Origin of the sequence: Nonomuraea monospora (genome assembly GCF_039531895.1) — a bacterium.
GTDB classification, from domain to species: Bacteria; Actinomycetota; Actinomycetes; order Streptosporangiales; family Streptosporangiaceae; genus Nonomuraea; species Nonomuraea monospora.
In genome coordinates this window covers 480,717-503,118 of the sequence record NZ_BAAAQX010000003.1, presented here as the reverse complement: position 1 = coordinate 503,118, position 22,402 = coordinate 480,717, and the positions used below count along the sequence as shown (strand labels likewise).

At 71.4% G+C, this 22,402-nt stretch carries 20 protein-coding genes; 9 read left to right on the top strand and 11 right to left on the bottom strand.

Annotated elements, in window-relative coordinates:
* The first annotated feature begins 15 nt into the window (after nucleotides 1-15).
* Genes ABD331_RS08850 through ABD331_RS08815 form a run of 8 tightly spaced genes read left to right on the top strand, consistent with a single transcriptional unit; the run spans nucleotide 16 to nucleotide 9,609 of the window.
* Complete coding sequence (locus ABD331_RS08850) at nucleotides 16-633, top strand: DedA family protein (RefSeq protein WP_344472434.1); 618 nt, start codon at nucleotides 16-18, stop codon at nucleotides 631-633.
* Between the two features lie 36 nt (nucleotides 634-669).
* On the top strand, nucleotides 670-1,482 hold the full coding sequence (locus tag ABD331_RS08845) for a DMT family transporter (RefSeq protein ID WP_344472432.1): 813 nt from the start codon (nucleotides 670-672) through the stop codon (nucleotides 1,480-1,482).
* Nucleotides 1,483-1,537: 55 nt separating this feature from the next.
* Nucleotides 1,538-2,752 carry a glycosyltransferase gene (locus tag ABD331_RS08840; protein WP_344472430.1) on the top strand — a complete coding sequence of 405 codons (1,215 nt, stop codon included), beginning with the start codon at nucleotides 1,538-1,540 and terminating at the stop codon, nucleotides 2,750-2,752.
* Nucleotides 2,749-3,420, top strand: a complete 672-nt coding sequence (locus ABD331_RS08835; protein WP_344472428.1) for a DUF998 domain-containing protein — start codon at nucleotides 2,749-2,751, stop codon at nucleotides 3,418-3,420. The genes ABD331_RS08840 and ABD331_RS08835 overlap by 4 nt, the downstream gene beginning before the upstream one ends.
* Nucleotides 3,421-3,466: 46 nt before the next feature.
* Nucleotides 3,467-4,264, top strand: coding sequence for a hypothetical protein (locus ABD331_RS08830; RefSeq protein ID WP_344472426.1), 798 nt, complete (start codon nucleotides 3,467-3,469; stop codon nucleotides 4,262-4,264).
* Complete coding sequence (locus ABD331_RS08825; protein ID WP_344472425.1) at nucleotides 4,261-5,004, top strand: isocitrate lyase/PEP mutase family protein; 744 nt, start codon at nucleotides 4,261-4,263, stop codon at nucleotides 5,002-5,004. The genes ABD331_RS08830 and ABD331_RS08825 overlap by 4 nt, the downstream gene beginning before the upstream one ends.
* Before the next feature lie 7 nt (nucleotides 5,005-5,011).
* On the top strand, nucleotides 5,012-8,062 hold the full coding sequence (locus ABD331_RS08820) for an AfsR/SARP family transcriptional regulator (RefSeq protein WP_344472424.1): 3,051 nt from the start codon (nucleotides 5,012-5,014) through the stop codon (nucleotides 8,060-8,062).
* 35 nt (nucleotides 8,063-8,097) lie between these two features.
* Entirely contained in the window at nucleotides 8,098-9,609 is a 1,512-nt protein-coding gene (locus tag ABD331_RS08815; protein WP_344472423.1) for a DHA2 family efflux MFS transporter permease subunit, read from the top strand.
* A 202-nt stretch (nucleotides 9,610-9,811) separates the two neighbouring features.
* Here ABD331_RS08815 and ABD331_RS08810 read toward each other — a convergent pair whose 3' ends face one another.
* The 8 genes from ABD331_RS08810 to ABD331_RS08775 all read right to left on the bottom strand — a co-directional run bounded on the left by ABD331_RS08810 (nucleotide 9,812) and on the right by ABD331_RS08775 (nucleotide 18,652).
* Nucleotides 9,812-10,720 carry a serine hydrolase gene (locus ABD331_RS08810; protein WP_344472421.1) on the bottom strand — a complete coding sequence of 303 codons (909 nt, stop codon included), beginning with the start codon at nucleotides 10,718-10,720 and terminating at the stop codon, nucleotides 9,812-9,814.
* Between the two features lie 116 nt (nucleotides 10,721-10,836).
* Nucleotides 10,837-11,694: an alpha/beta hydrolase gene (locus ABD331_RS08805; protein WP_344472419.1), complete on the bottom strand. Its 858-nt coding sequence runs from the start codon at nucleotides 11,692-11,694 to the stop codon at nucleotides 10,837-10,839.
* A gap of 15 nt (nucleotides 11,695-11,709) precedes the next feature.
* Nucleotides 11,710-13,104 carry an NAD(P)/FAD-dependent oxidoreductase gene (locus tag ABD331_RS08800; protein ID WP_344472417.1) on the bottom strand — a complete coding sequence of 465 codons (1,395 nt, stop codon included), beginning with the start codon at nucleotides 13,102-13,104 and terminating at the stop codon, nucleotides 11,710-11,712.
* 162 nt (nucleotides 13,105-13,266) lie between these two features.
* Nucleotides 13,267-14,052, bottom strand: a complete 786-nt coding sequence (locus ABD331_RS08795; RefSeq protein ID WP_344472415.1) for an ABC transporter permease — start codon at nucleotides 14,050-14,052, stop codon at nucleotides 13,267-13,269.
* The gene (locus ABD331_RS08790) at nucleotides 14,049-14,900 is read right to left on the bottom strand and encodes an ABC transporter permease (protein WP_148435169.1); all 852 of its coding nucleotides are present in this window, start codon (nucleotides 14,898-14,900) and stop codon (nucleotides 14,049-14,051) included. The genes ABD331_RS08795 and ABD331_RS08790 overlap by 4 nt, the downstream gene beginning before the upstream one ends.
* A 2-nt stretch (nucleotides 14,901-14,902) precedes the next feature.
* Nucleotides 14,903-16,120 (bottom strand): polyamine ABC transporter substrate-binding protein, encoded by a 1,218-nt coding sequence (locus ABD331_RS08785; protein ID WP_344472413.1) that lies wholly within the window; start codon nucleotides 16,118-16,120, stop codon nucleotides 14,903-14,905.
* A gap of 9 nt (nucleotides 16,121-16,129) precedes the next feature.
* The gene (locus ABD331_RS08780) at nucleotides 16,130-17,197 is read right to left on the bottom strand and encodes an ABC transporter ATP-binding protein (protein WP_344472411.1); all 1,068 of its coding nucleotides are present in this window, start codon (nucleotides 17,195-17,197) and stop codon (nucleotides 16,130-16,132) included.
* Nucleotides 17,198-17,218: 21 nt separating this feature from the next.
* The gene (locus ABD331_RS08775; protein ID WP_344472409.1) at nucleotides 17,219-18,652 is read right to left on the bottom strand and encodes a gamma-aminobutyraldehyde dehydrogenase; all 1,434 of its coding nucleotides are present in this window, start codon (nucleotides 18,650-18,652) and stop codon (nucleotides 17,219-17,221) included.
* Between the two features lie 203 nt (nucleotides 18,653-18,855).
* Here ABD331_RS08775 and ABD331_RS08770 point away from each other — a divergent pair, with 203 nt between their 5' ends.
* The gene (locus ABD331_RS08770) at nucleotides 18,856-19,350 is read left to right on the top strand and encodes an Lrp/AsnC family transcriptional regulator (RefSeq protein WP_148435166.1); all 495 of its coding nucleotides are present in this window, start codon (nucleotides 18,856-18,858) and stop codon (nucleotides 19,348-19,350) included.
* On the opposite strand, the gene ABD331_RS08765 is transcribed toward ABD331_RS08770, so the two are convergent.
* Genes ABD331_RS08765 through speB form a run of 3 tightly spaced genes read right to left on the bottom strand, consistent with a single transcriptional unit; the run spans nucleotide 19,347 to nucleotide 22,389 of the window.
* Nucleotides 19,347-19,958 (bottom strand): cyclase family protein, encoded by a 612-nt coding sequence (locus tag ABD331_RS08765; RefSeq protein WP_344472403.1) that lies wholly within the window; start codon nucleotides 19,956-19,958, stop codon nucleotides 19,347-19,349. The two genes, ABD331_RS08770 and ABD331_RS08765, sit on opposite strands and share 4 nt — an antisense overlap.
* Nucleotides 19,955-21,460: a purine-cytosine permease family protein gene (locus tag ABD331_RS08760; RefSeq protein ID WP_344472400.1), complete on the bottom strand. Its 1,506-nt coding sequence runs from the start codon at nucleotides 21,458-21,460 to the stop codon at nucleotides 19,955-19,957. The genes ABD331_RS08765 and ABD331_RS08760 overlap by 4 nt, the downstream gene beginning before the upstream one ends.
* Nucleotides 21,457-22,389 (bottom strand): agmatinase, encoded by a 933-nt coding sequence (speB, locus tag ABD331_RS08755; RefSeq protein ID WP_344472398.1) that lies wholly within the window; start codon nucleotides 22,387-22,389, stop codon nucleotides 21,457-21,459. The genes ABD331_RS08760 and speB overlap by 4 nt, the downstream gene beginning before the upstream one ends.
* Nucleotides 22,390-22,402: the final 13 nt, after the last annotated feature.

Below are 22,402 nucleotides of genomic sequence, written 5' to 3'. Positions count from 1 at the left end.
TCGGAGTACACGCTCATGTCGCACGCCATACTCGACCTCGTCGAACAGGTGATGTCGTCGCCGTGGTTGTATGTCGCGCTGTTCGCCCTGGCGCTGCTCGACGGGTTCTTCCCCATCGTGCCCGCCGAGACGTCCGTGATCACCGCGGGGGTGTTCGCCGCCACCGGCGAGACGAACCTGGCGCTGGTCATCGTGGTGGCCGCGCTCGGCGCGTTCGCCGGTGACCACATCTCCTACCTGATCGGCAGCAAGTCGGCACGCAAGCTGCGCGGCAAGAAGGCGTTCGTCTGGGCACGCGGCGCGCTGGCGGAGCGGGGCGGGCTCGTCCTGGTCGTGGCCAGGTACATCCCCGGCGGGCGCACCGCGACCACGCTGACCATGGGCGCCGTACGGCACCCGCTGCGCGCGTTCACCTTCTTCGACGCGATCGCCACCGGTTCGTGGGCCGTGTACTCCGGGCTGATCGGCTTCTTCGGCGGGATGGCGTTCGAGAACGACCCGATCAAGGGACTGCTGCTCGGCCTGGGCATCGCGCTGTCCGTCACCGCCGTGGTGGAGATCGTGCGATGGGTCAGGAAGCGTCGCGCCATCAAGGCTTCCCCGGAACGTCTTCCAGCGGACACGTCCGTTTGACCCTGCCTGGCAACCATCCGTCTGAAAGGAGTGCGCATGACTGTGCTGGCCGCGGTGATCGCCTTGGTCGGTTCGCTGTTCTTCGCGCTCGGGGCCGCGCTGCAGCAGTTCGAGGCGGTCGGCTCCGCCAAGCGGGGGATGCTCGCCCTGCTCCGGAGGCCGCGCTGGCTGCTGGGCGGCGTGTCCATCCTGGCGGGTGGCGGCCTGCACATCGTCGCACTCGGGCTCGGGCCGCTGACGATCGTGCAGCCGATGGGCGTGGCCAGCCTGCTGTTCGCGCTGCCCATCGCCGCCACGCTGCACGGCCGCAGGCCGTCGAGCAAGGAGCTGACGGCGGCAGGGGTGGTGGCGGCGGGGCTGATCGGCCTGGTGCTGCTGGTCCCCGAGTCCGACGGTCCCACCCACCTCGGCCCGGACGGCGTGCTGACGCTGCTGGGCGTGGCCGGGATCGCGGCCGTGCTGCTGTGGGCCGGCTCCAGGGCGGCCTCGCCCGCGGGCCGGGCGGCGCTGCTCGCGACCAGCTCGGGAGTGCTGTACGGCGCCACCGCCACCCTCGTGCGGGTGCTGGTGGACGGCGGGTGGAACTGGTGGTACCTGCTGGCGCTGCCGATCCCCGCGCTGCTGGCGCTGATGATGCTCCAGCGGGCCTACGCCGTCGGGCACTTCGGCGTCTCCTTCGCCTCGCTGCAGGTCGCCGACCCGCTGACCGCGGTGGCGTTCGGCGCGCTGCTGCTCGGCGAGCCGCTGCCGACCGGGATCCTGCCGGTCCTGGCGGCCCTGCTGACCGCCGCGGGCACCGTCGCCCTGGCGCGGACCAGCCCGCTGGAGGCCCATCGCGACCCCGCATGAGATCCCCACGTCCACGGCTCTCCCCAAGCCACCACTGAAACCGGAGTTCATCCAGATGGCCATGCCCCTGCACAGCGTCCCCGACCTGACCGACGCGCTGTCCCCCGCCCCCGAGCGCCCGCGCCGGATCCTGATCTCGTCCGACACCTACCCGCCCGACGTGAACGGCGCCGCCTACTTCACCCACCGCCTGGCCACCGGCCTGGCCGCGCGCGGCAACCAGGTGCACGTCATCTGCCAGTCCGACCAGGGCCCGGCCAGCGCCGACGTGTGCGACGGCGTGATCGTGCACCGGCTGCGCTCCGCGCCGCTGCTGGTCCACCCGACCATGCGCGTCACCGTGCCGACCAGGCTCGACCGGCTCGTCTCCATCATCAAGCCCGACGTCCTGCACACCCAGGGGCACTTCGTGGTCGGCAGGGCCGCCATGGCCGCCGCCCGCCGGGCCGGCGTGCCGATCGTGGCCACCAACCACTTCATGCCCGACAACCTCTTCCAGTTCGCGCACATCCCCGCGCGGCTGCGCGAGAAGGCGGGCCGGCTGGCCTGGCGCGACTTCAGCCGCGTCTTCGGCCGGGCCGACCACATCACCACGCCCACCCCGCTGGCCGCCAAGCTGCTGTCCGACCAGGGCTTCGGGCACGACGTCGAGCCCGTCTCCTGCGGCATCGACCTGACCAGGTTCCACCCGCACGCCGAGCCCAAGGCGTGGGCGCGCAAGATGTTCGACCTGCCCGACCGGCCCACCATCCTGTTCGTCGGCCGCCTCGACGAGGAGAAGCGCCTCGACGAGGTGATCCGCGCGCTGCCGCTGGTGCTCAACGAGACCGACGCCCAGGTCGCCTTCGTCGGCAAGGGCAACCAGCGCGCGGAGCTGGAGCGGCTGGCCAGGCGCATCGGCGTGAGCGAGCGGGTGTTCTTCCTCGGCTTCGTCGCCGACGAGAACATGCCGCAGGCCTTCTCCGCCGCCGACGTGTTCGCCATGCCGGGCGTCGCCGAGCTGCAGAGCATCGCCACGCTGGAGGCCATGGCCTCCGGGCTGCCCGTGGTCGCCGCCGACGCGATGGCGCTGCCGCACCTCGTGGACGACAACGGCTACCTCTACCAGCCGGGCGACGTGGTCGCGCTGGCCCGGCACCTGACGACCGTCCTCGCCGACGACGGGCTGCGCGCCCGGCTCGGCAAGGCCAGCAGGGAGCTGGCACTCACCCATGACGACCAGGCGTCTCTCGCCCGGTTCGAGCGAATCTATGACGAGGTGATGCGATGACCCCCAGGCAGGGCATCTGGGGCACGGCGCTCGGCACGCTGGTGTCCGCCGCCGCGCTCGCGTACGCGGACGTGGCGCTGCCCACCCAGGTGCTGCTCAGTGACTACGCGCTGGTGTCCGGCGGGCTGGTGCCCGTCCTGATCGGGATGCTCGCGCTGGCGGCGGCCTGCCTGTGCCTGGCGTACGGGCTGGCCACCACCGACCCGGCCCGCACCGCGCCCGCCCGCGTGCTGCTGGTCGCCGGGGCCGCGGGCCTGATGATGAGCGCGATCTTCCCGACCGACCCCGGCACCTCGCAGATCGGGACGGTGTCCGGCGAGATCCACCGCTGGTCGGCGGCCCTCGTGTTCACCTCGCTGCCGGTCGCCGGCTGGATCCTGGCCAGAGGCCGCAAGGCCACGCCCGGCTGGAACGCGGTGCGCGCGCTCAGCGTCGCCGCCGGAGCGACCCTGGCGATCTACCTGGCGGCTCACCCCGCCTCCTTCACCTCGTCGCTGATCAACGGCGGCGGCTACTACGGGATGCTGGAGCGCGGCGTCGTGCTGGCCGAGATGGCGCTGCTCATCGCCATGGCGCTGGCCGCCCTGCCCGTCCGGGCCGCGGTCCGCAGCGAGCCCGCCCCCGCCGAGGAGCCCGCCCCCGCTCCCCAGGAACGGCTGGCCGCCTGACACACTTCGACGGCCGCCGAAAGGACCTCGTCCTAGCGTGAACCCCATGCTCATCACCCGACATGCCGAAGCCCAGGCGGTGCTCTCCAACCCCAGGTACGTGCCGCCGCCCGTACGCCAGGACGGCGCGGAAGGGACGCTGGCCTGGCTGCGCGCCCGCGTCTCCCGGTTCAGCACCGGCCCCGCGCACGCCGAGCGGCGCCGCGAGCTGGTCGCGTTGCTGAGCGGGCTGGACCCCGCCGCGCTGCGGTCCGCCGCCGAGGCGCTGACCAGGCAGCGGGGCGGCGACTGGCGTGGCGTGCCGGTGGCCGTGCTGGGGGCCGCGCTCGGGGTCGCCGACACCCGCGCTGTGCCCGCCGCCGCGGCCGGCTATCTGTCGGGCGAGGAGAGCCCGCAGGCCGACGCCGCCGTGGCCGAGCTGCTGAAGCTGGCCGGAGTGCCCGTGATCACGCTGCTGCTCCAGGCGCACGCCGCCACGGAAGGCCTCATCGAGACCGCGCTCAAGCACGCCGCGAACGACCAGGACCTCGACCCGCCGCCGCACGAAACGCCCGGGCAGGACCTCGACCCGCCGCCGCACGGAACGCCCGGACAGGACATCGACCTGCTGCTGTGCGAGACGCTCAGGCAGGACCCGCCGCTCAAGGCCACCCGCCGGCTCGACACCCGCACCGGCGACGAGGTGACCATCGACCTGGTGGCCGTCAACCGCGACCCCGACGCGACCGACCCCGCGCTCGGCCACGTCCCCCACCTCACCTTCGGCCACGGCGTGCGCCCCTGCCCCGCCCCCGAGCACGCGCTCGCGCTGGCCGCGGGCGTCCTGGAAGGGCTGCTCAAGTGAACTTCCACGACCTGCACCGCCCCGGCGACCCCCTGCTCCTGCCCAACGCCTGGGACTACGGCTCGGCCGCCTACCTGGCCGGGCACGGCTTCCCCGCGATCGGCACGACCAGCCTCGGCGTGGCCGCCGTACACGGCAAGCCGGACGCCGCCGGCGCCACCAAGGCCGAGACGATCGAGCTGGCCGAGGCGATCAGCGGCCTGGGCGTCCTGGTGACAGTGGACATCGAGGGCGGCTTCAGCGACGACCCCGCCGAGGTGGGCGACCTGGTGGCGAGCCTGGCCGCACTCGGCGTGGCGGGCGTCAACCTGGAGGACGGCCGGCCCGACGGCACGCTGCGGCCCATCGAGCTGCACCAGCGGATCATCGAGGCCGCCAAAGGACACGGGGTGTTCGTCAACGCCCGCACCGACACGTACTGGCTGGGCGACGGCGCGGGCACCTACGAGCGGGTGGCGGCCTACGGGCACGCCGACGGCGTCTTCGTCCCGGGGCTGACCGACCTCGACGAGATCGCGAAGGTCGCGGCGAGCACCCCGCTGCCACTCAACGTGCTCCACCAGCCCAACGGCCCGAGCCTGGCGCTGCTCGGCGAGGCCGGGGTCGCCAGGGTGAGCACCGGATCGCTGCTCTACCGGGCCGCGCTGGGCGCGGCGCTGGCGACGGCACTCTCCGCCCGCGGCGAGCAGGCCCCCACGATCCCGTCGTACGCCGAGATCGTCGCCGGCTTGCCGCGATAATCGAAGCATGCGCTTCCAGATCCTCGGGCCCACGAACGTGCTGGACGAGGACGGCCGGCCGGTCACGCTCGGCGGCCCCCGCGTACGCGCCCTGCTGACGCTGCTCGCCCTGCACGCCGGCCGCGTCGTCGGCGCGGAGCAGCTCGTGGACGGCATGTACGGCGCCCGCCCACCGGAAGGCGTGGCCAACGCGCTGCAGTCGCAGGTGTCCCGGCTGCGGCGGGCGCTGGGCAGGGAGCTGGTGGAGTTCCACCCCGCCGGATACCGGCTGGTGGCCGACCCCCGGGACGTGGACGCGCGCAGGTTCGAGCTGCTGACCGCGGAGGGCCGGGAGGCGCTGGCCGGCGGTGACCCGCGGCGGGCGGCGGCGCTGCTGCGGGAGGCGCTGGAGCTGTGGCGGGGCGCGCCCCTCGCCGACGCCCCGCACGCCGAGGCCGCCGCGGCCGGCCTGGAGGAGCTGCGGCTGGCCGCCACGGAAGACCGGGTACGGGCCGACCTCGACCTCGGCCGGCATCGTGAGCTGGTGGCCGAGCTGAGCCAGCTCGCGGCCGGGTATCCGTTACGCGAGCGGCTGCGGGCGCAGCTCATGCGGGCTCTGTACGGGAGCGGGCGGCAGGCCGAGGCGCTTCGCGTTTACGAGGAGACCAGGAAGCTGCTGGACGAGGAGCTGGGCGTCGAGCCCGGCGCCGAACTGGCCGCCGCCCACCTCGCCGTCCTGCGAGCCGACCCCGCCCTCGGCCCCGCCTACCCGGCTGGGCTCGGCACCACACACTCGCCCGCACCTGGCACCCCACCAGACGCGTCGCACGTTGCTCCGCCAAGCGCGTCGCAGGCCGCTCCGCCTGGCACGTCGCACGCCGCCTCGCCGGACGCGTGGCAGGCCGCCCAGCCGGGCACCTCACACGCCGCTCCGCCAGGCGCGTCGCACGCGACCGGCGCGGGGCATGCGGGTCCCGCCGGGGCCGATGCGGGGCGGGGGCAGGCCGGGCAGCGGTCCAGGCAGGGGTTGCGGGCGCAGCTCACCAGCTTCGTGGGCCGTACCGACGAGCTGGCGCAGGTCGGTGCGAGGCTGCAGGACAGCAGGCTCGTCACGCTGATCGGCCCGGGCGGCGCGGGCAAGACGCGGCTGGCGAGCGAGGCGGCCGAGCGGGAGCCGGGCGACATCTGCTTCGTGCCGCTGGCCCCCGTCTCCGACGCCGGCGGCGTGCCGCAGGCGGTGCTGGCCGCGCTGGGCATCCGCGACGCCACGCTGAACCTGCACGAGCGCCCCACCCTGGACCCGTGGGCCAGGCTCGTCACCGCGCTGGCCGACCGCGAGCTGCTGCTGGTCCTGGACAACTGCGAGCACCTGGTCGCCGCCACCGCCGAGCTGGCCGACCACCTGCTGGCGAACTGCCCCGACCTGCGCGTGCTGGTGACGGGCCGGGAGGCGCTGGGCATCACGGGCGAGTCGATCCTGCCGGTGCCGCCGCTGCGGCTGCCGCCCGTCGAGACGGACGAGCCGCTCGGCTATCCGGCCGTGCGGCTGTTCGCCGACCGCGCCGCCGCCGTGCGTCCCGGTTTCGTGGTGGACGGGGGCAACGCCGCACACGTCGTGCACATCTGCCGGGCTCTCGACGGGCTGCCGCTGGCCATCGAGCTGGCGGCGGCGCGGCTGCGCACGCTGTCGGTGGCCGACGTCGCGGCGCGGCTCGACGACCGGTTCAGGCTGCTGACCCGCGGCAGCCGTACGGCGCTGCCCCGCCACCAGACGCTGCACGCGGTCGTGGCGTGGAGCTGGGACCTGCTGGACGAGAGCGAGCAGGTGATGGCCAGGCGGCTGAGCGCGTTCGTGGCGGGGGCGCGGCCGGAGGTGGCCGAGCGGGTGTGCGGGCTGCCGGAGGAGGTGCTGTTCTCGCTGGCGGAGAAGTCGCTGGTGGAGTTCGTGGACGGCCGGTTCAGGATGCTGGAGACGATCCGGGCGTTCTGCGCGGAGCGGCTGGAGGCGTCGGGCGAGGAGCACGCGGTCCGCGACGCGCACGCCCGCTGCTACCTCGACCTGATCATGACGGCTGACCCGCTGCTGCGTACGGCCGCGCAGTTGGAGTGGCTGGCCAGGCTGGACGAGGAGAGCGGCGACCTGGACGCGGCCGTGCGCTGGGCGACCGCGTCCGGGCAGTTCGAGCTGGGCATGCGGCTGCTGGCGCACAGCGCCTGCTACTGGTGGATGCGCGGTCACCGCACCGCCAGCGCGAACCTGGCCGCCGCGCTGCTCGCCGCGCTGGGCGAGACCCGTGTCCCCGGCCTGGAGGAGGAGTACGGCATGTGCGTGCTCGTCGTGGCCTGGGCCGGCGGGCGGGACGAGCCGCTGCGCACCCGGCTGGAGGAGGTGCGGCGGCTGCTGCCGATCGACTACCTGCCGGTGCGGGTGGAGTTCATGATGATGTTGCTGTCGATGTTCACCGGGCCGCCTGCGGACTTCGGCGCGATGCAGGAGTTCTACATGGACAAGGTCAGCGGCCTGACCCCGTGGAAGAAGGCGCTGGCGAGCTGCGGCCACGCGTTCGTCCTGCAGATTCTCGGCCGGATCGACGAGGCGCTGGAGCACTTCGAGGCCGCCCTGTCCGGGTTCAGGTCGATCGGGGAGCGGTGGGGCATGGTGCTGGTGCTGTCCGGGCTGGGTGCGCTGCGCCAGTTGCAGGGCGACTACCGCAGCGCGCACACGCTGGCCGACGAGGCGCTCGAACTGGCGCGGGAGCTGGGGGCGGCCACTGAGATCGCCGAGGGGCTGTGCCGGCGGGCCGACGCGCGGTTCGCGCTGGACGACGCGGAAGGGGCGCGGGCGGACTACGAGCAGGCGGCCGTGCTGTCGCGTCGCAACGGTTCGATGGAGATCCTGGCCTGGTCGTGGCTGGGGCTGGGGCTGGTGGAGCTGCGGTCCGGCGACCCTGGGGCGGCTCGTCCGCTGCTGGTGCGTGCGCGGGAGGTGTGCCCCGACGAGTGGTACAGCACCGAGGACACCCGCGCCCGCATCGACGCCGCCCTGGCGGAGATCGGTGGGGCGGTCAGCGAGCGGTAGGTCCGTCGTCAGCCGCGGCGATCACGATGTGCGGCATGAAGAACAAATGGTCCTGCCTGGCCGTCGCCTGCCTGGCCACGCTGCTGCTCTCGCTCGACCTCACGGTCCTCCACCTGGCCCTCCCCAGCCTGGTGGCCGACCTCGGCGCGACCTCCACGGAGCTGCTCTGGATCAGCGACATGTACGGCTTCGCGCTGGCCGGCCTGCTCGTCACCATGGGCAACCTGGGCGACCGCATCGGCCGTAAACGCCTGCTCCTGATCGGGGCCGTCGCGTTCGGCGCCGCCTCCGCGGTGACGGCGTACGCGCCCACCCCTGAGCTGCTGATCGCGGCCAGGGCGCTGCTGGGCGTGGCGGGCGCCACGATCATGCCCTCGACCCTGTCGATCATCCGCAACGTGTTCACCGAGCCGGCCGAGCGGACGGCGGCGGTCGGCATCTGGAGCGGGATGAGCGCGGCGGGCTTCGCCGTCGGCCCCGTGGTCGGCGGTCTGCTGCTCGACCACTTCTGGTGGGGCTCGGTGTTCCTGATCAACGTGCCGATCATGGCGGTGGTGGTCGTCACCGGCTTCCTGGTGCTGCCCGAGTCGCGCAACCCGGACGCGGGCCGCATCGACCTGGTCAGCGTGGTGCTGTCGTTCACCGGCGTGGTGACCGTCATCTACGCGGTCAAGGAGGCCGCCCACCAGGGCGTCGGGCACGCGGACGTGGTCGCGGCGGGCGTGGCGGGGGTCGCGCTGCTGGCGCTGTTCGTGTGGCGGCAGACGAGGCTGGCCGAGCCGCTCATCGACGTGCGGCTGTTCGCGCGCAGGGCGTTCACCGCCTCGATCCTGACGAACCTGCTGGCGATCTTCGCGATGTCCGCCATGATGCTGATGTTCGCCTGGTACCTGCAGCTCGTGCTCGGCTGGTCGCCGCTGCAGGCGGGGCTGGCGCAGCTTCCCGGCGGGCTGAGCGGCGCGGTGGGCGGCGTGCTGGCCGCCAGGCTCATCCGCCACCTCGGCAGGAACGGGGTGGTCGCGCTCGGCCTGGCGCTGAACGCGGGCTCGTTCCTCTACTACGCCACGCTCGGCACCGAGTTGAACTACCTGACGCTGCTGCCCGTCATGGTGATAGGCGGCATGGGCGTCGGGTTCGCGTTCACCGTCAACAACGACAACGTGCTCGCCACGGCGCCGCGGCAGCGTGCGGGGGCCGCCGCCGCGGTGTCGGAGACCTCGTTCGAGCTGGGCGGGGCGCTCGGCATCGCCATCCTGGGCACGGTGCTGACCAGCGCGTACCGGGCGGCGCTCGATCTGCCCGCCGGGGTGCCTGGCGGGGCCGCCGCCGGGGAGTCGCTGGCCGGAGCGCTGAGCGTGGCCGCCACCCTGCCCGCCGATCAGGCCGGCCAGCTCGTACGCGCGGCGCAGGCGGCCTTTCTCGACGGCGTGCACCTGACCTCGCTCGTCACGGCGGGCCTGCTGGCCGTGGTGGCGGTGCTGGCGCTGGTGGGGCTGCGCGGCGTGCCGAAGGAGATCCCTGAGGAGGTGCTCACCGCCGCACACTGACCGCCCACTCGACGCAAACGGCACTCAGCACAGCCGCATGCTCAGCAAGGGCCGAGGCTCAGCACAGGCGCAGGCGGGACGCAGGCGCGGGCGCAAGCTCGGCGCGGGCGCAAGCTCGGCGCGGACACGGGCGCGGGCGCAGGCGCAAGCTCGGCGCGAGCGGAGGCTGGGCGCGGGCGGAGGCGCGAGCGGAGGTCTGGGTTCAGGCGATGGGGTTCGTCGGGCAGGGGCGAGTGGTCGTCGGGGACAGGCCGTCCAGCCGGTGCCCGATCATCCGGGCGATCCCCTCGATGGTCTGGATGCCCGTCCCCTCCCCCGGCTGCCGATCCGTCTGCACGGACAGCAGCAGGTCCCGCCCCGGCCCCACGACCCGCCCGTAGCTGGTCACCGCCCACGTGTTGTGGATGAACGGCCGGGGCGTCCACCCGTTCTTGAGCGCCACCCGGTCGCCGGTCCTGGCGGCGGCGCTGACGCCCCACGCCTGGTCCTTCTGCACCCGTTCCATCAGCCCGAGCACCATCCCCCGGTCGGCGGCGCTCAGTCCCGCCCCGCCCCTGATGAGCACCTTGAGCAGGCGGATGCGGTCGGCGGGGCTGGTGTTGGTGCCGCCCCAGTACTTGCTGGGCCCGGGCGTGGTCTCCTTGAGCCCGATCCTGGCGTAGAAGTCGCTCATGGCCCCGCCGCCGCCGACCCGCGACCACAGCGCGTCGGCGGCGCTGTTGTCGCTCTCGCGGATCATGCGGGAGGCCAGGTCGCGTTCTCCCTGGCCGAGGCGGGAGTCGCGGCGGGACAGCAGCGCGGCGAGGATGTCCACCTTGGCCCCGCTGGCGGTGATCATGTCGTGCTCGTGCTCGCCCTGCCCCAGCCGGACGCCGGTGACGAGGTCCTGCGCGCCGTAGACGATCCGTCCTGGACGGTCGCGAGCGTAGGCGGCGAGGTCGCGTTCGAGCCGCGCCCGGGCGACGTTCGCCGCCCGGTTGTCACGATATTTCAGGACGCATCGCGCCACCTTGACCGGCGCCTCCACCGCGGCGGGCACGACCGGCGCCCTGCCGGCTCCGCAGCCGGCCGCGACCGCCAGCCCCAGCCACGCCATCCACTTCCCACGCACGCACGAACCCCCGTGATCTCATCGGGGGTCGTACGCATGATGCCCGGCCAGGCGGCCCGCCCCATCACGCCAGGCGGTTTCCTGGCGAGACCTTCAGCACCACCTTGCCCAGCACCTCAGAGGTGCTCGCTCAGGAAGCCGACGGTGGCGTCCACGGCCTGCGTCACGTACGGTTCGCGGTCGTAGAGGTCGATGTGCTGCTTGGCGTCCACCCAGACGATCCGCTTCGGCTGGTCGAGCCGCTTGAACACCTCCTCGGCCCCCTCGGGCGCGCAGAACCGGTCGACCACCCCGTGCACGATCAGCGCGGGCTTGGGCGACAGGAAGTCGCTGCCGGTCATGTTGTCCATGGTGAGCAGCTCCAGCACGCTGGCCCTGGTGACCTCGTTCGACCAGAGCGGCGAGGCGCCGCGCTCGGTCCCGTAGTAGGCGTGGGGCTCGTCGCCGGGCATCGCGGCCTCGCCGTGCTCGGCGACGGCGGGCAGGTACTCGACGGGCCCGCCCAGGTCCTGCCGCTCCAGCACGTCGAGGTAGGGCGCCAGGTCGGCGCCGCGCATCGCGTAGGGGTTGTTGTAGGCCCCGGCGATCCCGGCGAACACCTTGACGCGGGGGTCGAAGGCGGCGAACTTCAGCGCGTACCCGCCGCCGAGGCAGACGCCGACCGCGCCGATCCGCTCACGGTCCACCTCGGGCCGCGACCGCAGGAACGACACCGCGGCCCGCAGGTCGTGCAGCTTGCCCTGCGGGTCCTCGTGGCGGCGCGGCCGCCCTTCGGACTCGCCCCAGTTGCGGTGGTCGAAGGCGAGCGTGGCGTAACCCCGCTCGGCCAGCCGGGCCGCGTACAGCCCTGTGACCTGGTCGCGCACGCCCGTGAACGGCCCCGTGAACACCAGCCCCGGCCACGGCCCCACGCCGTCCGGCACCCGCAGGTCGCCGGCCAGCGTGAGACTGTCCGCCACGAATTCCACTCTCATACGCACAAGTGTGCGCTACGAGTCGAACCCGAGCCCCATCCGGTCGAGCGCGCGCAGCCACAGGTTGCGCCTGCCCTGGTGCTGGTCGGCCTGCGCGATCGACCAGCGGGTGAACTGGATCACCCCCGACCGGACCGGCTCGGGCGGGAACGGGATCGGCTTCTCCTTGACCATCCGCAGCTCGGTGCGGTCGGTGGGCTTGCCCGACAGCAGGTCGAGCATGACGTTCGCGCCGAAGCGGGTGGCTCCGACGCCCATGCCGGTGTAGCCGGCGGCGTAGACGAGCCGCCCGCCGTGCGCCTGCCCGTAGAAGGCGCTGAACCGGCTGCACGTGTCGATCACGCCGCCCCACCTGTGGGTGAAGCGCACGCCGTCGAGCTGCGGGAAGGTGTCGTAGAAGTGCTGCGCGAGCTTGACGAACGTCTCGTCGCGCTGGTCGTACTCCGGCTTGACCAGGCCGCCGTTGTAGTAGACGGCGTCGTAGCCGCCCCACAGGATGCGGTTGTCGTCGGTCAGCCGGTAGTAGTGGAACTGGTTGCCCGAGTCGCCGACGCCCTGCCTGTTGCGCCAGCCCACCGCGTCGAGCTGGGCCTCGGTCAGGGGTTCGGTCATCAGCACGTAGTCGTACACCGGGACGACGAAGTGCCTGAGCCGCCGCAGCAGCGGCGGGAACACGCCGGTGCCCAGCGCGACGTGCCGCGCGCCGACCGAGCCGTGCGGCGTGCGCAGGGTCATCGTCGTGCCGTCGTCGCTCATCGAGCGGACGGGGGTGCGCTCGTGGACGCGTACGCCGAGCCGCAGGCACGCCTCCCGCAGCCCCCACGCCAGCCGCGCCGGGTCGAGCATGGCGCAGCCGCTGCGCTCCCAGAGCCCGCCGAGGTAGGTCGGCGAGTTCACCTCGGCCCGCACCTGCTCCTGGTCGAGCGGCAGGTAGTCGAGGCCGAGGTCGGAGATCAGGTCGAGGTGTTCGTTGAGCCCGTCGAGCTGCCACTCCTCGGTGGCGACGTGCAGCTCGCCGGTGCGCTCGAACGAGCAGTCGACGCCGTAGCGCTCCAGCGTGCGTTCGATCTCGTCGAGGTTCTCCACGCCCATGCGTTCGAGCCGGTCGATCTCCTCCGGCCACCGCTCCAGCCCGTTGGCCAGGCCGTGGGTGAGGGTCGCCATGCAGAAGCCGCCGTTGCGGCCGGTGGCCGCCCAGCCGATCCTGCGGCCCTCCAGCAGGACGACGTCCAGCGAGGGGTCGCGTTCCTTGGCCATCAGGGCCGTCCACAGCCCTGAGAAGCCGCCGCCGACGACGACCAGGTCGGCGGTGGTGTGTCCGAAGAGCCGCTGCCGCGGCTCGGGTCTGGCCGGGCTGTCCAGCCAGTACGGCTTGCGCTCCGCGTCAGCCAGCGCCTTCAGCGGATCCACAAATCCCACTTCCCTTACGAAAGTCTGAGTTCTATGAAGATTGCGGGACCAAATAGGTGATCACGCGCGGGTTCCCCCCGCCGGAATCCGATCTCGCCTCCCTGTTCTTGGCCAAGGTGAAACCCCTCCGCGACCTGCGGAAGGGAGTCCGGAAGAATGCTCTCAGCTACGGCGGCGCGCCGCGACCGCGTTGCCGATCGCGATCAGCACCCCGATGCAGAAGATCAGCGTACCCATGACGTTGACCTGCGGCGGGATGCCGGTCTTGACCGCGCCGACGATCCACAGGGGGAAGGTCACGGTCGAGCCGTTGACGAAGCTGGTCACCACGTAGTCGTCGATGGACAGCGCGAAGGCGAGCATCCCGCCCGCCAGCACGCCCGGCATGATCGCCGGCAGCGTCACCTGCCGGAACGTGCCCCAGGGCGTCGCGCCCAGGTCCCTGGCCGCCTCCTCCATCGAGGGGTCCAGGGTGACGACCCGCGCCCGTACCGTGACCACCACGAACGACAGCGAGAACAGCACGTGCGAGATGATGATCGTGTTGGCGTCGCGCGGCACGTTCCCCGAGACGAACAGCGACAGCAACGAGGCCCCCATGACCAGCTCGGGCGTGGAGATGGCGGCGAAGACCAGGAAGTTCGTCGCGCCCTGGCCGCGGAAGCGGTGCCTGCCGAGCGCCAGCCCCAGCATGGTGCCGATCACGACCGTGATGATCGTGCTGACCACGGCGATCACCAGCGAGTTGCGCAGCGCGACGGTCAGGTCGGAGATGTCGAACAGCTCGGTGTACCAGCGCAGGGTGAAGCCCTGCCAGGTGGTGTTGGACTTGCTCTTCTTGTCGTTGAACCCGAACAGGATCATCACGGCGATCGGCGACGACAGCCAGACGATGATCAGCCACGTGTAGACGTGCAGCAGCCGGTCGCCGGTCCTGGTGCCTCTCATCGGGCCGCCGCCTCCAGCACGTTCTCCGTCCCGAGGGCGCGGGCGTAGATGAAGATCCCGACCAGCAGCACAGCCATCAGCGTGAACGACAGCGCCGAGGCGGTCGGGTAGTCGAGGTTCGTCAGGTACTCGGTCTGGATGATGTTGCCGATCATCGTGGTGGACGTGCCGCCGAGGACGGCGGCGTTGATCGGGTCGGCCGTGGCCGGCACGAACGTCATCAGCACCCCGGCGAACACCCCCGGCAGCGACAGCGGCAGCACCACCCGGCGGAAGGCCGCCGCCCGCGTCGCGTACAGGTCCTGGGCGGCCTCCACCACCCGCGGGTCCACCCGCTCCAGCGCCACGTAGATCGGCAGGATCATGAACGGCAGGAAGTTGTACGTCAGCCCCGCGATCACCGCGAACCCCGTGGCCAGCACGTGGAAGTCGTCGGGCAGCAGCCCCCAGCCCTTCAGCGTGCCGAACAGGATGCCGTTGTCCGACAGCAGGAAGTTCCACGAGATCGTGCGCAGCACGAACGAGACGAAGAACGGCAGCAGCAGCAGGAACAGGTACGTCGACTTGCGCGCGCCGGCCTTGAAGGCGATGAAGTACGCCACCGGGTAGCCGATCACCAGCATGGCCACGGTGGCGAGCCCGCCGTACACCAGCGACCGGACGAGCTGGGTGCTGTAGCGGCCGATCGCGTCGGTGTAGTTGGAGAAGCTGAACGTCATCGCGAAGCCGTCGATGGCGTTGCCGGTCTGCAGCGACACCGACGCCATCGCGACCATGGGCACGACCAGGAAGATCGCCAGCCACATCCAGCTCGGCAGGGCGAGCAGGTAGGGGGTGAGCCGCCGCATCGCTAGGCCTGGGTGATGGACTGGAAGATCGGGTTGAACACCTGCTCCTGCTGGGTGGTGAGCTGGGTGTAGTTGTGCAGCTTGGCGTAGTCGGCCTCGGACGGGAACATGAGCGGGCTCTTGACCATGTCCTCCAGGGCCTTCTTGTCCTCGCCCTTGGCCGTCTTGGCCTTCTCGCGCAGCAGCTCCTCCACGGCGGGGACCGGCGTGACGTACTGGATGTACTCGTCCAGCTCGGCGGCCACGGCCGGCTGGTAGAGGTAGTCCATCAGCATGAGGGCGTCCACCGGGTTGGCCGCGCCCTTGGGGATGAGCATGTTGTCGGTCCAGATGGTGCCGCCCTCGGCGGGCACCACGAACTTCACCGGCTCGCCGGCGAGCTGCCGCTGGAACACGTCGCCCGACCAGGCCATGGTCAGCCAGACGTCGCCCTTCGACACCGCGTCGATATACGACTGATCATAATATTTCCGGACAATTCCGGCGTCGCTCTGGGCCTTCAGCTTCTCGCCGGCCTTGCGCCAGTCCGCCTCGGTCGACTTCTCCGGCGCGATGCCCAGCGCGATCATGCCGAAGTTGGCGATCTCCTGCGCGTCGGCCATCATGCCGACCCGCCCCTTGTACTTCGGGTCGAACAGCGACTCGATGCTGGTGATCTCCTCCTTGACGAACTCGGTGTTGTACGCGATGCCCGTCACACCCGAGGTGTAGGGCACCGTGTACTTGTTACCGGGGTCGTAGGAGCGCTCCTTGTACTTCTGCCCGGCGTTGGCCTGGAAGTTCGGCAGTTTGGCGTGGTCGAGCGGCACCACGTAGCCCAGCTCGATCATGTGCTGGAGCTGGATGCCGTTCGTCATGACGACGATGTCGTAACCCAGCGACTGGCCGGCGCGCAGCACGGGGTCCGCCTTGCCGAAGAACTCGGCGTTCTCCTGGATGACCTCCTTGTACTCGTACGCGATGCCGGTGTCCTGCTTGAACTTCTCCAGCGGGCCCTTGTCCTCGGGCATGTACTCGGGCCAGTTGGCGAAGACGACCTTGCCGTTCTTCTTCTGGCTCGCCCAGTAGTCGGCGACGGCGTCGGCCTTGGGCGGCGCCGCCTTCTGGCCCTGCACGCCACAGGCGGCCAGGGCGAGGCCGGCGGCGGAGGCGCCGGCCAGCCTGAAGACGTCACGACGGGTGCGGGGCTGCGTCATTCCACGCAGGAGGAGGGGGTTCATGAGGTGCTGTCATCTTCCAATCACGTACGAGTGCTGCGCCTGCCACGACAGCCAGACGGAGTCGCCCCGCTCCGCCGTCGCCGTGGCGTCGTGCACATTCTGCTGGAACACGGTGATCTCGGCCCCGTCAGCGAGACTCACCGCATAGCTGTTATACGTGCCGAGATACACCACTTCGGCCACGGTGCCCTTCACGGCGCTGAGCCCCTGCGCGGGCTCCTCCGTGCCGATGGTGATCTTCTCGGGCCGCACGGTCACCGTCACCTCGCCGTCCACGCCGGGCACCAGCACCCGGCCGCCGCCGACCTGCAGCACGCCGCCGGTCGCGACGCCGGTGAGCAGGTTGGAGGTGCCGATGAAGCCGGCCACGAAGGCTGTGGCGGGCCGCTCGTAGATCTCGCGCGGCCCGGCGAGCTGCTCGACCGCCCCGTCGTTCATGACGGCGATGCGGTCGCTCATCGTCAGCGCCTCGCTCTGGTCGTGCGTGACGTACACGAACGTGATGCCGACCTCGCGCTGGATGCGCTTGAGCTCGATCTGCATGGCCTGGCGCAGCTTCAGGTCGAGCGCGCCGAGCGGCTCGTCGAGCAGCAGCGCGCGCGGCCGGTTGACCAGCGCCCTGGCCAGCGCCACGCGCTGCTGCTGGCCGCCGGAGAGCTGGCGCGGCATGCGCTTGCCGCGGTCGGCGAGGTCGACGATCTCCAGCATCTCGCCGACCCGCTGGTCGATCTCCGCCTTCGGCGTCCTGCGCTGCTTCAGGCCGAACGCCACGTTGTCCCAGACGCTCATGTGCGGAAAGAGCGCGTAGGACTGGAAGACCATGTTGACGTCGCGCTTGTTCGGCGGGACGTTCGTGACGTCCTGGCCGTACAGCTTCACCAGGCCCTTCGAGGGCGCCTCGAAGCCCGCGATCATCCTCATGGTGGTGGTCTTGCCGCAGCCGGAGGGGCCGAGGAGGGAGAAGAACTCCCCCTCCTCGATGCCCAGCGTCACGCCTTTGACTGCCTGGACGACCTCGCCATGCGAGTGGTACTCCTTGACGACGTCCGCAAGCTCGATCGCACTCAGCCCGGTCATCTCCAGGTTCGTTCCTTGCCGCTATTCGCCGATGTAGTGCATGACGTGCTTGACCCTGGTGTAGTCGTGCAGACCGAACACCGACAGGTCCTTGCCGTAACCCGAGTGCTTGAAGCCGCCGTGCGGCATCTCCGAGACGAACGGGATGTGCGTGTTGACCCAGACCACGCCGAAGTCGAGCCGGTTCGACATGCGCATGGCGCGGCCGTGGTCGGAGGTCCAGACCGAGCCGCTCAGGCCGTACTTGACGTCGTTGGCCTTGGCCAGGGCGTCGGCCTCGTCGCTGAACGTCTGAACGGTGATCACGGGGCCGAAGACCTCGTTCTGCACCATCTCGTCGTCCTGGCGCAGCCCGTCCACGATCGTCGGGGCGAAGAAGTAGCCCTTGTCGCCGACGCGGTGGCCGCCCGTGAGGACCTTGGCGTGCGCGGGGACGCGCTCGATGAAGCCCTGCACCTTGGCGAGCTGGCTCTCGTTGTTGAGCGGCCCGTACAGGGCGTCCGCGTTGTCGAGGTCGCCGGTGACGGTGCCGGCGGCGGCCTCGGTCAGCGCGGCCACGAACTCGTCGTGCACGCTCTCGTGCACCAGCACCCGGCAGGCGGCCGTGCAGTCCTGGCCGGCGTTGTAGAGGCCGGCGGTGGCGATGTCGGCGGCGGCCCTGCGCAGGTCCTTGACGTCCTCGAAGACCACGACGGGCGCCTTGCCGCCGAGCTCCAGGTGCACGCGCTTGAGGTCGTCGGCGGCGCTCTTGGCCACCGACATGCCCGCGCCGACCGACCCGGTGATCGCCACCATGGCGGCGGTCGGGTGGCCGACGACCAGGGCGCCGCTCTCGCGGTCGCCGGTCACGACGTTGAAGACGCCGGGCGGCAGCACCTCGCCGAGGATCTCGGCCAGCTTCAGCGTGGAGACCGGGGTCGTGTCGGACGGCTTGAGCACGATCGTGTTGCCGGCCGCCAGCGCCGGGGCGATCTTCCAGACCGCCATCATCATCGGGTAGTTCCACGGCGTCACCTGGCCGACCACGCCGATCGGCTCGTGCCTGATGACGCTGGTGTGCTCGGCCAGGAACTCACCGGCCGTCGGGCCCTCCAGCGTGCGCGCCGCGCCCGCGAAGAAGCGGAAGTGGTCGGCGGCGATCGGCGTCTCGTCCTCGGCCATGCGGGCGCGGGGCTTGCCGGTGTTGCGGCACTCGGCCTCGTTGATCTCGTCGGCCCTGGCGTCGATGGCGTCGGCGACCTTGAGCAGCAGGTTCGCCCGCTCACCCGGGGTCGTCCTGCCCCACGACTCGAAAGCGGCGGCCGCGGCGGCGAAGGCGGCGTCGATGTCCTCCTGACCCGAGACGGGCGCCTGGACGTAAGCCTCGCCCGTGCAGGGATCGATGATGTCGGAGTATCGGCCGCTCTTGGCGTCCACGAACTCACCGTTGATGAAGTTCTGCAGACGGGTGGTCAAGGTTAACGACCTCCTCGTGAGGTGGCTGAGTTGCCGCGACTCTGACAGAGCAGATGCATCACGACAAGGGATTTCGTGGTGAAGATATCAAATTGCTACGAATTCGCTTGACAGACCGCGAAGAACTGACAACATGTCGCACCAGGACGGCAACCCGGCGGGAACGCCCCCGTAACGCCGGACCGCTAGGAGGAAACCGCTCAATGACGACGCCGCCCCGCGTACGCCGAAACAGCGCGAGCTCCGGCAGCCCGGTGGTGCTGGACGACCTGTCCAAGCAGATCATCGAGCAGCTCCAGGCCGACGGGCGCAAACCCTACGCGGCCATCGGCAAGGCGGTCGGCCTGTCCGAGGCCGCCGTGCGCCAGCGCGTGCAACGGCTCCAGGACGCCGGCGTCATGCAGATCGTCGCGGTCACCGACCCGCTCACGCTCGGCTTCCCCCGGCAGGCCATGATCGGCGTCAACTGCGAGGGCGACCTGGAGAAGGTGGCCGACGAGCTGGCCGGCATCGAGGAGATCGACTACGTGGTGCTCACGGCGGGCTCCTTCGACGTGATCGTCGAGGTGGTCTGCGAGGGTGACGGGCACCTGCTGGAGATCCTCAGCAAGATCCGCGCCATCCCCGCCGTACGGGCCACCGAGTCGTTCGTCTACCTCAAGCTGCGCAAGCAGACCTACTCCTGGGGCACCCGCTAGCCGACCCGGGCGACGGCCCGTACGGGTGAGCCGTCGCCGCCGGTGATCCGCAGCGGGAACATCGACACCTCGATCTCCCGCTGCCCGATCAACCGGTCGAGACCGTACAGGTTCTCGGCGATGACGGCGTGCGCCCGCAGCAGCCTCTCGTGCGCGGGGAATGCGTCCGCGGGCGTCGGATCCACGCTGAACGCGTCGATCCCGACCGTCCGGACACCGCGCTCGACCAGCAGTTCGGCGGCCTCCGCGGTGAGGTACGGATGGCCCTGGCGCCCGAACGGCCAGCCGGTGGCCACCAGCACGATCACGCCCGCGCGGACCTCCTCGAACAGCTCGGGCCCGATCATCGCCCCCTGCCCCCGGGCGTCCACCACCGTGGCGGGGCCGTGGAAGCGCTCCAGCGGCAGGTCGTCCAGGGTGGGCAGCGAGTCGTCGAGGTGGAAGGGCGCGTCCACGTGGGTGCCCGCGTGGGAGCCCAGGTGCAGGCCCAGCACGTTCACGCCGTCGCGGGCCACGGTGAGCGCCGGGCCGATCGAGACCTCGGGGTCGCCCGGGTAGACGGGCATCCCGGTCTCGATCGGCGCCGACAAGTCGAGCAGGCGCGTCACGTCGCCGGCTCCACGATCGGCAGCACCGGCGTGTCGGCCGAGCGGACCAGGCGCGGCCCGTCGGGGCCGTAGACCTCGCGCGGCTCCGGGAAGATCGCCAGCAGCGCCAGGTAGAGCAGCCCCGCCACGGCCAGGCCGACCGGCAGCGAGATGTCCACGCCGCCCGCGAGGTTCCCCAGCGGCCCGACGAACTGGCCGGGCAGGTTGACGAACAGCAGCGCCAGCCCGGCCGAGACCAGCCAGGCGCTCAGCCCGCGCCAGTTCCAGCCGTGCGTGAACCAGTACCGGCCGCCCCGCTGGCGCCGGTTGAAGACCTGCAGCGCCTCCGGGTCGTACCAGCCACGCCGCGTCACGTACCCGAGCATCATGATCACCATCCAGGGCGCCGTACACGTGATGATCAGTGTGGCGAAGGTGGAGATGCTCTGCGTGAGGTTCGCCGCGAAACGCCCGGCGAAGATGAACACGATCGACAGCGTGCCGATGAACACCGTGGCCTGCACCCGGGAGAAGCGCGGGAAGACGCTGGAGAAGTCGAGGCCGGTGCCGTACAGCGAGGTCGTGCCGGTGGACATGCCGCCGATCAGGGCGATCAGGCAGACGGGCACGAAGTACCAGCCGGGCGAGACCGCCAGCAGGCCGCCGACATAGTTGGGGGCGGCCGGGTCCACGTACTCGGCGGCCTTGGCCGCGATGATCGAGGCGGTGGACAGGCCGAAGAAGAACGGCAGGATGGTGGCGATCTGCGACAGGAATGCCGCCGCCATCACCCGCGAGCGCGGGGTGCTCGCCGGGATGTAGCGGGACCAGTCGCCCAGGAAGGCGCCGAACGAGACCGGGTTCGACAGCACGATCAGGGCCGCGCCGATGAACGAGGGCCAGAACAGCGCGTCACCCGGCTGGACAGCGCCGGCGTAGGACGCGTCGAAGTCCCCGGCGAAGGCGAAGACGCCCAGCACGAACAGCAGTGACGCCGCCGCGACCGCGATCTTGTTCACGAACAGCATGAAGCGGAACCCGTACACGCAGACCACCAGCACCAGGACGGCGAACAGCCCGTACGCGACCCCGTACGTCAGGTCGGTGTCCGGCAGCCCCGCCAGCCGGTGCGCGCCGCCCACGAGCGCGTCGCCCGACGACCACACCGAGATGGAGAAGAACGCGATCGCGGTCAGCAGCGACAGGAACGAGCCCACCACGCGGCCGTGCACGCCCAGATGCGCCGAGGAGGAGACGGCGTTGTTGGTGCCGTTGAGCGGCCCGAACAGCGACAGCGGCGCCAGGATCAGCGCCCCCGCCACCAGCCCGAGCACGGTGGCGGCCAGGCCGTGCCAGAACGACAGGCCGAACAGGATGGGAAAGGCGCCGAGCACGCACGTCGCGAACGTGTTGGCGCCGCCGAAGGCGACCCTGAACAGGTCGACGGGGCGGGCGGTGCGGTCGGCGTCGGGGATGCGCTCGACGCCGTAGGTCTCGATCTCCGTGAGGGAGCCACTGCTCATGTCTTCTCCTGGAGCGCCAGCAGGCTGACGAGGTCGTAGGCCACGTGGGAGGCGGCGATCGAGGTGATCTCCGCGTGGTCGTAGGCGGGCGCCACCTCGACCACGTCGGCCCCGATCAGGTTGAGCCCGGCCAGGCCGCGCAGGATCTCCAGCAGCTCGCGGCTGGTGAGCCCGCCGGCCTCGGGGGTGCCCGTGCCGGGGGCGTGCGCGGGGTCGAGCACGTCGATGTCGATGGAGAGATACAGGGGGCGGTCGCCGACCCGCTGCCGTAGCAGGCCGATCACCTCGTCCAGGCCGCGCCGCAGCACGTCGGCCGCGGTCACGATGCCGAACCCGAGCCGCCGGTCCTCCTCCAGGTCCTTCTTGCCGTAGAGGGAGCCCCTGATCCCGACGTGGCTGAGCGCCTCGGTGTCGAGGATCCCCTCCTCGGCGGCCCGGCGGAACGGGGTGCCGTGCGTGTACTCGGCCCCGAAGTAGGTGTCCCACGTGTCGAGGTGCGCGTCGAAGTGCACCAGCGCCACGGGGCCGTGCTTCCTGGCCGCCGAGCGCAGCAGCGGCAGCGCGATGGTGTGGTCGCCGCCGATGGTGACCAGCCTGGCGTCCAGGTCGTCGGCCGCGCCCTCGATGGTCTCGATGGCGGCGCCGATGTCGAACGGGTTGACCGCGATGTCACCGGCGTCGGCGACCTGCACCCGCTCGAACGGGGACACGTCCAGGCCCGGGTGGTAGGGCCGCAGCAGCCGGGACGCCTCCCGTACGGCGGCGGGCCCGAACCTGGCGCCGGGCCGGTAGGAGACGCCGGTGTCGAAGGGCACGCCCACCACCGCCACGTCCGCCCGCTCCACCTGGTCGAGGCGGGGCAGGCGGGCGAAGGTGGCCGGTCCCGCGAAGCGCGGGACCCTGCTGGAGTCGATGGGGCCGAGGTTCATGCGCCTCAGTGTT